The organism is Achromobacter xylosoxidans A8 (assembly GCF_000165835.1).
GTDB classification, from domain to species: domain Bacteria; phylum Pseudomonadota; class Gammaproteobacteria; order Burkholderiales; family Burkholderiaceae_B; genus Achromobacter; species Achromobacter xylosoxidans_B.
In genome coordinates this window covers 5086273-5098568 of the sequence record NC_014640.1, presented here as the reverse complement: position 1 = coordinate 5098568, position 12296 = coordinate 5086273, and the positions used below count along the sequence as shown (strand labels likewise).

General features: G+C 68.2%; 11 protein-coding genes. 9 read left to right on the top strand and 2 right to left on the bottom strand.

Going from position 1 to position 12296, the window contains the following annotated elements:
• Positions 1-8: 8 nt before the first annotated feature.
• A complete protein-coding gene (locus AXYL_RS23630) occupies positions 9-926 on the bottom strand; it encodes an SDR family NAD(P)-dependent oxidoreductase (protein WP_013395395.1) in 918 nt (305 codons plus the stop codon).
• Between the two features lie 344 nt (positions 927-1270).
• Here AXYL_RS23630 and AXYL_RS34120 point away from each other — a divergent pair, with 344 nt between their 5' ends.
• The 6 genes from AXYL_RS34120 (at position 1271) to AXYL_RS23600 (ending at position 7643) form a co-directional block, all read left to right on the top strand.
• Positions 1271-2275: a LysR family transcriptional regulator gene (locus AXYL_RS34120; protein WP_013395394.1), complete on the top strand. Its 1005-nt coding sequence runs from the start codon at positions 1271-1273 to the stop codon at positions 2273-2275.
• Positions 2276-2351: 76 nt separating this feature from the next.
• Positions 2352-3329: a Bug family tripartite tricarboxylate transporter substrate binding protein gene (locus AXYL_RS23620; protein ID WP_013395393.1), complete on the top strand. Its 978-nt coding sequence runs from the start codon at positions 2352-2354 to the stop codon at positions 3327-3329.
• Between the two features lie 209 nt (positions 3330-3538).
• On the top strand, positions 3539-4774 hold the full coding sequence (locus AXYL_RS23615) for a CaiB/BaiF CoA transferase family protein (protein WP_013395392.1): 1236 nt from the start codon (positions 3539-3541) through the stop codon (positions 4772-4774).
• Positions 4767-5552, top strand: coding sequence for a crotonase/enoyl-CoA hydratase family protein (locus AXYL_RS23610; RefSeq protein ID WP_013395391.1), 786 nt, complete (start codon positions 4767-4769; stop codon positions 5550-5552). The genes AXYL_RS23615 and AXYL_RS23610 overlap by 8 nt, the downstream gene beginning before the upstream one ends.
• 96 nt (positions 5553-5648) lie before the next feature.
• The gene (locus AXYL_RS23605; protein ID WP_237709932.1) at positions 5649-6608 is read left to right on the top strand and encodes a tripartite tricarboxylate transporter substrate binding protein; all 960 of its coding nucleotides are present in this window, start codon (positions 5649-5651) and stop codon (positions 6606-6608) included.
• Positions 6609-6671: 63 nt separating this feature from the next.
• Positions 6672-7643 (top strand): Bug family tripartite tricarboxylate transporter substrate binding protein, encoded by a 972-nt coding sequence (locus AXYL_RS23600; RefSeq protein WP_013395389.1) that lies wholly within the window; start codon positions 6672-6674, stop codon positions 7641-7643.
• A 16-nt stretch (positions 7644-7659) separates the two neighbouring features.
• Here AXYL_RS23600 and AXYL_RS23595 read toward each other — a convergent pair whose 3' ends face one another.
• Positions 7660-8577, bottom strand: a complete 918-nt coding sequence (locus AXYL_RS23595; protein WP_013395388.1) for a LysR family transcriptional regulator — start codon at positions 8575-8577, stop codon at positions 7660-7662.
• Between the two features lie 199 nt (positions 8578-8776).
• On the opposite strand from AXYL_RS23595, the gene AXYL_RS23590 reads away from it, so the two are divergent.
• From AXYL_RS23590 to AXYL_RS23580, 3 genes are read left to right on the top strand one after another with little or no spacing between them, the layout of a single operon-like run.
• On the top strand, positions 8777-9937 hold the full coding sequence (locus tag AXYL_RS23590) for an acyl-CoA dehydrogenase family protein (RefSeq protein ID WP_013395387.1): 1161 nt from the start codon (positions 8777-8779) through the stop codon (positions 9935-9937).
• 28 nt (positions 9938-9965) lie between these two features.
• Entirely contained in the window at positions 9966-11036 is a 1071-nt protein-coding gene (locus tag AXYL_RS23585) for an acyl-CoA dehydrogenase family protein (protein WP_013395386.1), read from the top strand.
• A 55-nt stretch (positions 11037-11091) separates the two neighbouring features.
• Positions 11092-12288: a thiolase family protein gene (locus tag AXYL_RS23580; RefSeq protein WP_013395385.1), complete on the top strand. Its 1197-nt coding sequence runs from the start codon at positions 11092-11094 to the stop codon at positions 12286-12288.
• Positions 12289-12296 lie beyond the last annotated feature (8 nt).

Sequence of the window (12296 nt, the reverse complement as noted above, 5' to 3'; positions counted from 1 at the left end):
GGCGGGCCTCATACCGGAGTCCAGGCAAAAGCCTCGCGCGCGCTTTCCAGCGGCACCAGGCTGGGCTGCATCGCGGGAATCGCATGTTCGGCGATGGTCTCGACGGTCCAGCCTTCCGAGCGATGCACGCTGCGCACCGGCCGCGGCTGGCTGAACAGCATGATCTCGTTCTTGCGCACGCCGAAGATCTGGCCGCTCACGCCGGCGGCCAGGTCCGACAGCAGGTACACGACCATGGGCGCGATCTTGTCGGCGGTCATCTGCTTGAAGCGTTCCAGCCGGCGCTTCTGCTCTTCGGTTTCATCGGGCAGGGTACCGATGAGGCGGCTCCAGGCCCACGGCGACACGCAGTTGGAACGTACGTTGCAACGCTCCATTTCCAGCGCAATGGAACGCGAGATGCCGACGATGCCGAGCTTCGCCGCCGAGTAATTGGCCTGGCCGATGTTGCCTACCAGGCCGGCTGCCGAGGTCATGTGCACGTAAGCGCCGGATTGCTGTTCGCGGAACATTGCCGCAGCGGCGCGGCTGACGTTGTAGGCGCCTTGCAGATGCACGTCGATGACCTGCTGCCAGTCCACGCTGCTCATCTTGTGGAACATCCGGTCGCGCAGGATGCCGGCGTTGTTGACCACGCCGTCCAGCCGTCCGAAGTTGTCGACAGCGGCCTGCACCATGCGCGCCGCCGCTTCCGGGTCGGACACGCTGTCGCCGTTGGCGACGGCGCGACCGCCTGCCTGGCGGATTTCCGCGACCACTTCGGAGGCCGGATCCAGCGTTCCCGCGCCTTCGCCGTTCGGACTGCCACCCAGATCGTTGACCACGACCGCCGCGCCTTCGCGCGCCGCCAGCAGGGCGATTTCGCGGCCGACGCCGCGGCCGGCGCCGGTCACAAGCACGACTTTCCCTTCAAGAACTCCAGCCATTTCATCTCCTCGGCAGGTTGATGCATCCACCCGGAATCGGGATGCGCCAACTGTAGGCATGGCTGGCAAGCCGGGTAAGCACACGCAGCGGATGGCAGGTATGCAGGATCGGCAACGCTGCGGCGCGTCCCTCGCGATCCGGTCCGTGTTGCGCGGCAGCAAGAACGATCCCGGACCTGCTTCGGGTTGATCCCGATCCGTCATGGCTGAGCGCGAGGACGCATCCGCCATGGCGCGGCGCAGCACCCGCAGCCCGGCGCCGTGCCATGGCGAGCGGCCGCGATACGCCCTGATATGATCAAAAAAGTAAACGCAGGCTGTCCCGTCCTGGCAGGAGACAGAAAGTGAAACTGGTGGTCCGCGCAGCCGATGAGCTGAAGATAGAGAACGTGTCCGCTTTCGTCGCGACTGCGGAGTCGGGCAGTTTTTCGCAGGCGGCGGTGCTGCGAGGATGCTCGCAGTCCATGCTGAGCCGGCGCGTATTGGAACTGGAAGAGCTGCTGGGCGGGCGCTTGTTCAACCGCACCGGCCGTGGCGTGCTGCTGACCGAACTGGGCGTGGCGCTGCTGCCGGTGGCGCGGGGGCTGCTGGACGGCGCCACCGGCTTCCTGGAACTGGCGTCCTCCACCAACGAGCAGCCCTCGGGTACCGTGGAGATCGCATTGCCGCGCTGGGCCGCGGAAGGTCCCGTGTCGATGCTGGTGAACCGCATCTCGTCGCAGTTTCCCCGGATCCACCTGGTCATCCACGAGAGCTACAGCCGCGACGTAATGGACAGGTTGGCGGCGGGCAAGCTCGATATCGGTGTTTTCAACAGCTATCAAGCCGAGCCGCCCGCCCAGGCGCAACGCCTGTTCTCGTCCGACCTGGTGCTGCTGGGCCGGCGCGACTCGCCGCTGCTGCGCGATCCCACCGTGCCGCTGGCCGCATTGAACGGCCTGTCCATCGTGATGCCGCCTTCACCCAATCCGGTGGAGGCGGTGGTGCGCGAACGCACCCGCGACATGCAGCTGGAGCTGCGCGCGGAATTGGAGATCAACTCCGGCGCGATGATCCGCGAGGTAGTGCGCCGCTGCGGCCGCCATGCCATCACCCAGGTGCATCGCATCGAGGACTACCTGGACGAGGGCGACCTGGCGATTTCCCGCATCGTTGAACCGGCGCTCACGCTGCACACCTTCTGCGCCACCGGCGCCAAGCACCGCATCAACCGCGCCAGCCTGGCGGTCGAACGTTGCCTGGTTGCGGTGCTGGCAGAGCACTTCGTCCGATTGCAGCAGGCCGCGCAGATGCGTGAAGCGCGCTGGGCCAAGGCATGGCAGACGGCTGTCCAGACCGTGCATAGCTGATCGTCGGTTCCCGCATGGCACGGCGGAGTTCTTGTCGCTATCGTGACAGGCCACAAGAACCCCAGGAGACGAAACCATGTCCGTTGCCAGAACTGCGTGGCGCGCTGCTGTGCTCGCCTGCGTCGCACTGCTTGCTTCGATGTCCGCCGTAGCCGCCGATGCCTATCCTTCGCGTCCCATACGTTTCATCGTGCCCATCGGTCCCGGCAGCAGTGGCGACACGATGACGCGTACCTTCGCCGAGCACCTGCGCAAGGTGGCGGGCCAGTCCACGCTGGTGGAGAACCGGCCCGGCGCCGAGCTCTCGCTAGGTACCCAAGTGGCGCTGAGCGCGCCGGCCGATGGCTATACCGTGGTGTTGATCAGCCCCAGCGCGACGGTGATCAACCCCTTGTTCGTGAAGGACTTGCCGTACCGGCCCGAGGATCTGCTGCCCGTGCTTAACGTGACCCGTCACGTGGCCGTGCTGGTCGCGTCCGAGAGCTCGCCCTACAAGAGCCTGGGCGACGTGGTGGCTGCGGCCCGTCGCGACAAGGGCGGTGTCAGCCTGGCTACCTACGGCAACAGCTATCGCCTAGGCGCGCTCGACCTGGCCAGGCGCGCGGGCGTGGACTTCAACCAGGTGCCGTACAAGGGTGCTGCGCAGGCGGTGGCGGATGTGGTGGGCGGATCGGTGGACCTGGCGCTGATCGACATTGCCGGCGCCGCGCCCTTGGTCGCTTCGGGAAAAATCCGTGCGCTGGCGGTGGCGGGGGACCAGCGTCATCCGCTGTTGCCCGAGGTGGCGACGGTGCAGGAAGCCGGCTATCCGGGCTACTCCCTATACATTTTCATAGGCTTTGCCATTCATGCCAAAACGCCCCCTGCCGTGGCAGGCAAGCTTGAAGACATGATGCGGCAGGTCATGGACGATCCGGCGCTACGCGCGCAGCTCGCCCAGCAGAGCGGCGGCGAGGTGGTGGGCGCCGGGAGCAAGGAGTTTACGCGGACGATACAGGCCGAGGCGGTGCGATATGGGGAACTGGCGCGCCTGGTCGGCGGCGGCTCGCCCTGATGCTTGCGGGCATCGCGACGCGGCCCGGGGAGGGATCCGCACCAATATTTTCGATGTATCGGCTGACCCAAATATAGTATTTCCGGCGTGCGCGCTTCTTACCTAGGATGTCCGGCAAGGCATTCTGGAATGGGAGCTGTCATGTTTGAAAGTGGTGCTTGCAGGATATCCGGGCCGCGCGTCCTGGCAGGGCATTCGAGGAGCGGCGCATGAGCGGCCCATTGGAAGGCGTGCGCATCCTCGATGTCACGACGGTGCTGATGGGTCCCTATGCCACGCAGATATTGGGAGACCTGGGCGCGGACGTGATCAAGGTCGAGCCCCCGGCCGGCGATAACGTGCGCGGCATCGGCCCGGCGCGCCATCCAGGCATGGGCGGCATCTTTCTGCATGCCAACCGCAGCAAGCGCAGCGTGGTGCTGGACCTGAAGCAGCCAGCGGGCCGCGACGCGCTGCTGAAATTGGCGGCCACCTGCGACGTCCTGATCTACAACGTGCGGCCCCAGGCGATGGCGCGGCTGGGGCTGTCGTACCAGGAACTGGCGCAGGTCAATCCCGCCATCCTGTACGTGGGCGTGTACGGCTACGACCAGCGCGGTCCCTATGCGGCGCGTGCCGCGTACGACGACTTGATCCAGGGCGCGGTGGGCATACCGGCGCTGTCGGTCCAGGCTGGCGGCGAAACGCCGCGCTACGCGCCCAGCGCCATCGCCGACCGCATCGTGGGCATCAGCGCGGCCAACGCGGTCAGCGCCGGCTTGTACCACCGGGCGCGGACGGGCCAGGGCCAGGCCATCGACGTGCCCATGTTCGAGACCATGGCGCAGCTGATACTAGGCGACCACATGGCGGGCCAGTCCTTCGAGCCGCCGCTGGGGCCTGCCGGATATCCGCGGATACTGAACGCGGACCGGCGCCCCTATGCGACGCTGAACGGCCACATCTGCGTGCTGATCTATGCCGACAAGCAATGGGCGGCATTTTTCGAGTTGATCGGGCAGCCTGGGCGCGAGTCCGCCGATCCCAGGTTCCGCGACATCGGCACCCGCACCCAGCACATCCATGCGATCTACCGGCTGGTGTCGGATGAGATCGCCAAGCGCACCACCGAGGAATGGCTGGAAGCGTTCGAGGCGGCGGATATTCCGGCCATGCCCATGCACACCGTGGAGTCGCTGCTGCGCGATCCGCAGCTGGAGGCCATCGGATTCTTCAACACCGTCGAGCATCCCAGCGAGGGCAAGCTGCGCACCATGGCGGTGCCGTCGCGCTGGTCCGGCACGCCGCCCGCGCCGTCGCGGCCGGCGCCGCGGTTGGGAGAGCACAGCGTCGAAGTGCTGAAGGAGGCGGGCTACCCGGATGAAACCATTGCCGCGTTGCTGCGGGATGGCGTGACCTCGATGGCGCCCGACGCTGCCGCAGTGACCGGAGCTGCCCATGACTGATTTCCTGAAACGCGAGCGCCATGGCGCCGTGCTGCTCCTGACCATGGACCGCGCGGCCACGCGCAACGCGTTGTCCGATCCCGACGCGATCGACGCGCTGGTGGATGTCTGCGCGGAGATCAACGCCGACATGTCGGTGCGCGCCGTGGTGCTTACCGGTGCGCACGGTGTGTTCTCTTCCGGCGGCAATCTCAAGACCCTGTCGGCGGCGGTCGGCGCCGGGCTGGGGGAGCCGGTGCGCAGCCGCCAAGCCTACCGCGACGGCATTCAGCGCGTGCCGCTGGCCCTGTGCAATCTGGAAGTGCCGACGATCGCGGCGGTCAATGGACCGGCCATCGGCGCGGGCTGCGATCTGGCGTGCATGTGCGATATGCGCCTGGCCGCCGAAGAAGCGCGTTTTGCCGAGAGCTTCGTCAAGCTGGGCCTGACGCCGGGAGACGGCGGCGCCTGGCTGCTGCCGCGGGTGGTCGGCATGTCGCGCGCCTGCGAACTGGCGTTCACCGGCCGCAGCGTCGGTGCTGCCGAGGCGCTCGATATGGGGCTGGTCTCGCAGGTGCTCAGCCAGGAGGGGCTGCTGCCGGCCGCGATGGCGTTGGCGCAGGAGATTGCCCAGCATTCCGGCCACGCGCTGCGCCTGACCAAGCGGCTGTTGCGCGAGGGTCAGCACACGCGGCTGGACACCTTGCTGGAGCTATCAGCAGGCTTCCAGGCCTTGGCGCACCACACGCAAGAGCACGCCAGCGCACTGGACGCGTATCTGGACAAGACGCGCGGCTGAGCGGCTCCGGCCCTGGCCACGGCAGCCTCGCCGGCGCGCAACCTATAACGAGGCGATACAAGGAGGAGACCCATGCAGACAAGGAGAAGAACACTGGTGGCCGCTTTAGGCGCGCTTGCCGGTTTGCCGCTGGCGCGCGCCGCCATCGCGAACACGGCGGCGTGGCCGGCGCAGCCCTTGCGCTTGATCCTGCCCTACGCGGCGGGAGGTCCGACGGATGTTTTGGCCCGGGCCGTGGCGCAGCATGTGGCGCGCGAACTGGGCCAGCCCGTGATCGTCGAGAACAAGACCGGCGCCAGCGGCAACATCGCTGGTGAAACCGTGGCACGCGCCCGGCCCGATGGCTACACGCTGCTGTACCACTCGTCCGGCCTGGCGATCAGCCCCGCGCTGTACCGGCAATTGCCCTATGACCCCCTGCGCGATTTCGCGCCGGTGGGGCTGACGGCCTCGATCCCGCTGGTGCTGATGACGACCAAGGCCTTGCCGCCCCAGGACACCAAGGAGTTCATCGCCTACCTCAAGGCGCGGCCCGATGCGCTCAGCTATGGGACCGGCGGCGTCGGCAACATTACGCATCTGAGCGTGGCGTTGTTCCTGCATGCCACCGGCACGCGCGCCGTGGGCATTCCGTTCAAGGGCACCAATCCGGCCATGGTGGCGATGCTGGGCGGCCAGGTGCAATTCATGGTGGACGCGATAAGCTCGGCGCTGCCCTACATCCGCGACGGCAGGGTCAAGGCGCTGGCCGTGACCGGCGCAGAGCGTTCGCCCGCGCTGCCGCAGGTGCCCACGTTGAGCGAAGCGGGCCTGCAGGACCTTACGATGAGCACCTGGCAAGGCGTGCTGGCACCGGCCGCCACGCCGCAGTCGGTGATCCAGCGCCTGAACCAGGCGGTGGCCGCGGCGGTGCGCGATCCGGCCATTGCCGGACCGTTCACGGCGCAGGGCGTGGACCTGCGCAGTTCTTCGCCCGCCGAGTTCCAGGCATACCTGGGGCAGGAGGTCAGGCGCTGGGGCGACGCGGTCAGAATGGCGGGCATACAGCCCGAATGAATACGGCAAACGCCGTGGCTGCAAAGCCACGGCCATGAACGCAACAGCCTTGCGGAGACAAGCATGAACATCAGGACCCTGGCCATGACGGCCATGCTGGGCGCGGCGCTGGCCTTGGGCGGCAACGCCCGCGCGGCAGACAAGTATCCCTCGCATCCCGTGAAGATCATCGTGTCGCTGCCTCCGGGCAGCGGCGCCGACACCACGGCGCGATTCCTGTCCAAGCATCTGGCCGAGCAGTTCGGCCAGCCTTTCATCGTCGAGAACCGGCCGGGCGCCAACAGCTTCATCGCCGCCCAGGCCGTGGCGACCGCGGCGCCGGATGGCTACACGATGTTCGTGGCCAGCAATTCACCCATGACGACCAACGCCGCCGTCTTCAAGCACCTGCCGTATGACGCGATCAAGGATTTCTCTCCGGTCGCGCCCATTGCGCGCTTTCCCATGGTGCTGGTGGTGCCGGCCAGCTCGCCATACAAAAGCGTGGCGGAGTTGGTGTCGGCCGCCAAGGAAGCTCCCGGCAAACTGAACTTCGCGAGCGGCACCGCCACCTACCAGGTGGTGCTGGAACTGTTCCATGAACAGAACGGGATCAAGGCCACGCACGTGCCGTACAAGGGTACGTCGGCGGCTCTGGCCGATCTGGCTGGCGGGGTAGTGCAGTACAGCCTGGCCGACGTCAGCGCGGCGCTCCCCTTGATCCGCGGCGGCAAGCTGAGGCCGTTGGCCGTGACCAGCGCCCAGCGCATCAAGGACCTGCCGGACGTGCCCACGATGCAGGAGAGCGGCACCAAGGGCTACGAGGCCTATGCGTGGACGGCCGCGTTCTTTCCCGCGAAGGTCGATTCCGCCATCGTGGCGCGCGTGTCGGAGGCGGTGCAGGCCTTGGTGCGCAGCGACGAGGGCCGGGCGTTCATGGCCAATCTGGGCGGCGAGTCGTTCGTGGGCGGCCCCGACACGCTGGCGGCCTTCCAGAAGGACGAACTCGAGTCCATGCGGCGTATCGCGAAACTGGCCAACATCCAGCAGGAGTAGGCGCGCGCGGGGCCTGTCATACGGAGACCGCTGCGGCGGTCTCTGGCCGCATCAGGCGGCAGGCCATCTCGACGAAATTGGCGGTGGTCGGCGTGGCGTTGTCCGGGTGCACCGCCAGCGCAATGCCTACCTTGATGGTTTCGGCCAGCTGCGAGACATTCACCAGGCGCACATTGCTGCCGGCCTGCCGGCGGGCCACCGCCGGCACGATGGCTATCCCGAGCCCGCTTTCCACCAGGCTCAGTATGGTCTGCACCTGGATCGCTTCCTGCGCGATGCGCGGCACCACGCCCGCTTGCTGGAAGGCATACATCACCAGCGCATGCATCCCCGGCACATGCGCGCGCGAATAGCCGATGAACGGCTCGTCCGCGAGTTCGCTCAACGCAACGTCCTCGCGCTGTGCATGACGGCTGCCGGCTGGCACCGCCAGCATCAGGTGGTCCGGCTGCAGCAAGGTGACGCGCGCCGCCGTTGGCTCCAACACAGGAAAACGCACCAGCGCCACGTCCAGCGTGTGCGCGTCCAGGCGGCGCAGCAGATCGACGGTGGTGGATTCTTCGATGATCAGGTCGACGCGCGGGTAATCCTTGCGGAACTCCGACAGCAGCCGCGGCATCAGCGAATAGGTGGATGAACCGACGAAGCCCACCTTCAGGACGCCCTGTTCGCCGCTGGCGCCTTCTCTTGCCGCACGGCGGATTTCCTCCGCATAGAACAGGGTGGTGCGCGCGTACTGCAGCACGACCTGGCCCGCTGGCGTGGGGCGCAGGCCGGCGGGCAGCCGTTCGAACAACTGCACGCCGAGTTCCTGCTCCAGCTTCTTGATCGCGGTGGACAGGGGCGGCTGAGCCATGTGCAGCCGCTCGGCGGCGCGATGGAAGTTGAGCGTCTCGGACAGGACCAACAGCTGCTTGAGCTGGCGTAGCTCCACGGGTGTCTCCCTTGATGCGCCGGGCTCGCGATATTTGTGATGTATTGCCCGGTCCACATCTAATATTAGACCGGGATGTGACCCCCGTGTAGATTGCCATGAAGCCCGCGCGCATCGCGCCGGGCAGGGTTTTCACGGCACTTTCGGCAGTTCGAATGCATGCGGCGGCGCCGTGCCGCCGCGCCTTCCGGGGACCACATTGGGCGCTATCAACGAGGCACTGCGGCTTGCCGCGATTCCTGCGCAAGACGAGGCGCTGCGCCCGTCCGTGCGCGCCTTCCTGCGCGAGGCGCTGAAGGACATGCCGGCGGACCGCCGCGCGCGTTCCTGGATGGGCTATGACGCGGAGTTCAGCCGCGCGCTGGCGCGGCAGGGATGGCTGGGCCTGACCTTGCCCGCGGCCTACGGCGGCGCGGCGCGCAGCAATTTCGCCCGCTTCGTGTTGAGCGAGGAACTGCTCGCGGCGGGCGCGCCGGTGTCGGCGCATTGGATCGCCGATCGCCAGACCGCGCCGCTGATCCTGCGCTACGGTTCGCCGGCGCAGCGCGATTTCTATCTGCCGCGCATCATTCGGGGCGAAGCCTTCTTCGCCATCGGCATGAGCGAACCCGACACTGGTTCCGACCTGGCCAGCGTGCGCACGCGCGCCACCCCCGATGCCGGCGGCTGGCTGCTGAACGGCCGCAAGATATGGACTACCAACGCGCACCGCTCGCACTACATGTGCGCGTTGGTGCGCACCTCCGGCGTGCCGGAAGACCGGCACAAGGGACTGTCGCAGATGATCTTCGACCTGTCCTTGCCCGGCATCGAAATCCGTCCGATCCGCGACATCGCGGGCGACGCGCATTTCTGTGAAGTCCTGTTCGACAACGTCCGCCTGCCGCGCGATGCGCTGGTGGGCGAAGAGGGCAGCGGCTGGCAGCAGGTCACGGCCGAACTGGCGTTGGAGCGCAGCGGCCCGGAGCGGATCTACTCCAGCATGGTGCTGATGGACGGCTGGCTCGCGCATCTGCGCCAGGCGGCGTCGCCGGACCCGGCGCACGTCCGGCTGGCGGGACGTCTGGCCGGCCGGTTGACGGTGCTGCGGGCCATGTCGCTGGCGGTCACGCAGCGGCTCAACGATGGGGCCGACGCCAGCCTCGCGGCCGTGCTGGTGAAAGACCTGGGCACGGAGTTCGAGCAGGCCGTGCCCGAATGGATAGGCCAGGCCTTGCGCGCGGACGCCAGCCCCGCGCCTGACGAGGTGCTTGCCCGCACGCTGGCTTATCTGACGCTGATCAACCCGACCTTTTCGCTGCGCGGCGGCACCCGCCATATCCTGCGCGGCATCATCGCGCGCGAGCTTGGCCTGCGCTAGGGCCTATCGACACCTGAAGGAGGGCCCCATGGCGGCATCCATCCAGCAAGACCTGTACGACGAATTTGCGCGCGCCCTGGCTGGTTTGTGCCCGCTGGAGCGGGTCCGCGAGATCGAGACGCAGGGCGGCGCAACCGACCCGGGCAGCCTCGCTGCCCGCACATGGCGGGAGATCGACGCGCTTGGGTATGTGGACGCATTGACGCCCGCGGAACTGGGTGGCGCCGGATTGCCGCTGGCCGACGCCGAGGGCCTGCTGCGCGCGGCAGGCGCGTTTGCGTTGCCTTACCCGCTGGCCGACACCATGTTGGCGCGCGCCCTGTTGCGGGCCAGCGGCCAGACCGTGCCAGAGGGGCCTATTGCATTGGCCCAGGCGTTGCCGGGACCGCGCGGTCTGCGCTGCGTCCAGACGCCGGGAGCCGGGCTGGCGCGCACGCTGCTGGTTCAGCGCGACGGCTGCCTGTTGTTGCTGGCGGCGCCGGCCGCATCCGATCCGGGCGTGTTCCGGCCGCGCGCCAGCGCCGCCCCCGCATGGACCGACTCGCCGCCTGTCCTCGGCCGTATCGCCTTGCCGGACGAGGCCGTGCAGGCTTGGCGCAACGCCGCCGACGCAGCCGCAATCGCTGGCGCGATGCAAGCCGTGCTCGACCGCTGCATCGCCTTCGTGGGCGAACGCCAGCAGTTCGGCAAAGCGCTGGGCCGTTTCCAGGCGATCCAGCAGGAGATCAGCGTGCTGGCGGAGCAGGTGGCGTCCACCGCCATGGCGGCGCGGCTGGCTTGCTCCAGCGGCTCCCTGTTTCCCGACGTCACGCTTGCGGCCTGCGCGCGGCTGCGGGCATGCGAGGCCATTCCCGTCGTGTGCTCCCTGGCGCACGCGATCCACGGGGCGATCGGGATCACCGAAGAGCTGGCCCTGGGCCTCTACACCACGCGGCTGCATGAGTGGCGCGCCAGCGGCATGAGCGAAGACGCCTGCGCCAACCTGATCGGAACCCAGCTGCTGGCCGGCGACAGCCCGTCGATGCTGGAGTTCGTGCGCGGCGTCATGGCGGCCGTGCCGGCGGATAGCGAGGCCGACGCGGCGCGCGTCCCCGCGTAGCGCGAGACGGGCCGGCGTCTTTCTTTCGAATTCCATGCAACCGAGGTAATCATCCATGCCCTCAAGTTCAGATGCCGTCGTCATCGTCGGCGCGCAGCGCACGCCCATCGGCGCCTTCCAGGGCGCCTTGTCGCACTACACCGCGCCCCAACTGGGCGCCCATGCGCTGGCTGCCGCCATGCGTCAGGCGGGCCTGCCGTCCGATGCGGCCCAGGAGGCCTTGATGGGCTGCTGCCTGTTCGCCGGCCTGGGGCAGGCGCCCGCGCGCCAGGCCGTGCTGGGCGCGGGGCTGCCGACCACGGTGCAGGCGACCACGCTCAGCAAGATGTGCGGCTCGGGCATGAAAGCCGTGACCCTGGCGCACGACATCCTGCGCGCCGGATCGGCGGATGTGGTGCTGGCCGGGGGCATGGAATCGATGAGCAACGCGCCGCATCTGATACCCCGGGCGCGGCAGGGCTACCGGCTGGGCGACGGGCAGTTGCTGGACCACATGTACCGCGATGGCCTGCAAGATGCCTATGAAGACCACCTGATGGGGCACTACGCCGATCTGGCCGCGCGCGAGCACGGTTTCAGCCGCGCGCAACAGGACGCCTATGCGGAGCAGAGCGTGCTGCGCGCTCAGGGCAGCATCGCCGCAGGGACGTTCGCGGCGGAGATCGCCCCCATTGCGGCGCGGGCCCGCCGTGGCGAACCGGCGGGCGCGCTCGTGGCCGACGACGAGACCCCGGGCCTGTGCGACGCGACGCGGCTGGCCAGCTTGAAACCGGTCTTCACCGCCGATGGCACGGTCACGGCCGGCAACGCTTCGTCGATTTCGGATGGCGCGGCCGCGCTGGCGCTGACGCGGCTGGGCCACGCGGAGATGCTGGGGCTGGCGCCGCGCGCGCGCATCGCCGGGCATGCCGCCGCCGCGCTGGCGCCGGGGCAATTCCCTGTCGCGCCGGTGCACGCCATCGCGCGCCTGCTCGACCGGGTGGGCTGGAGCTGCGATTCGGTGGACCTGTTCGAAATCAACGAGGCCTTCGCGGTAGTCGCCCTGATCGCGCTGCGCGACCTCGGCCTGCCGGCCGAACGGGTCAACGTCGAAGGGGGCGCCTGCGCGCTGGGGCATCCGGTGGGCGCCACCGGCGCGCGCATCATCGTCACGCTGCTGCACTCGCTGGAGCGCCGCGGGCTGCGCCGCGGGGTGGCTTGCCTGTGCCTGGGCGGGGGCGAAGCCACGGCCATCGCCATCGAATTGCTTTGATCCGGCGG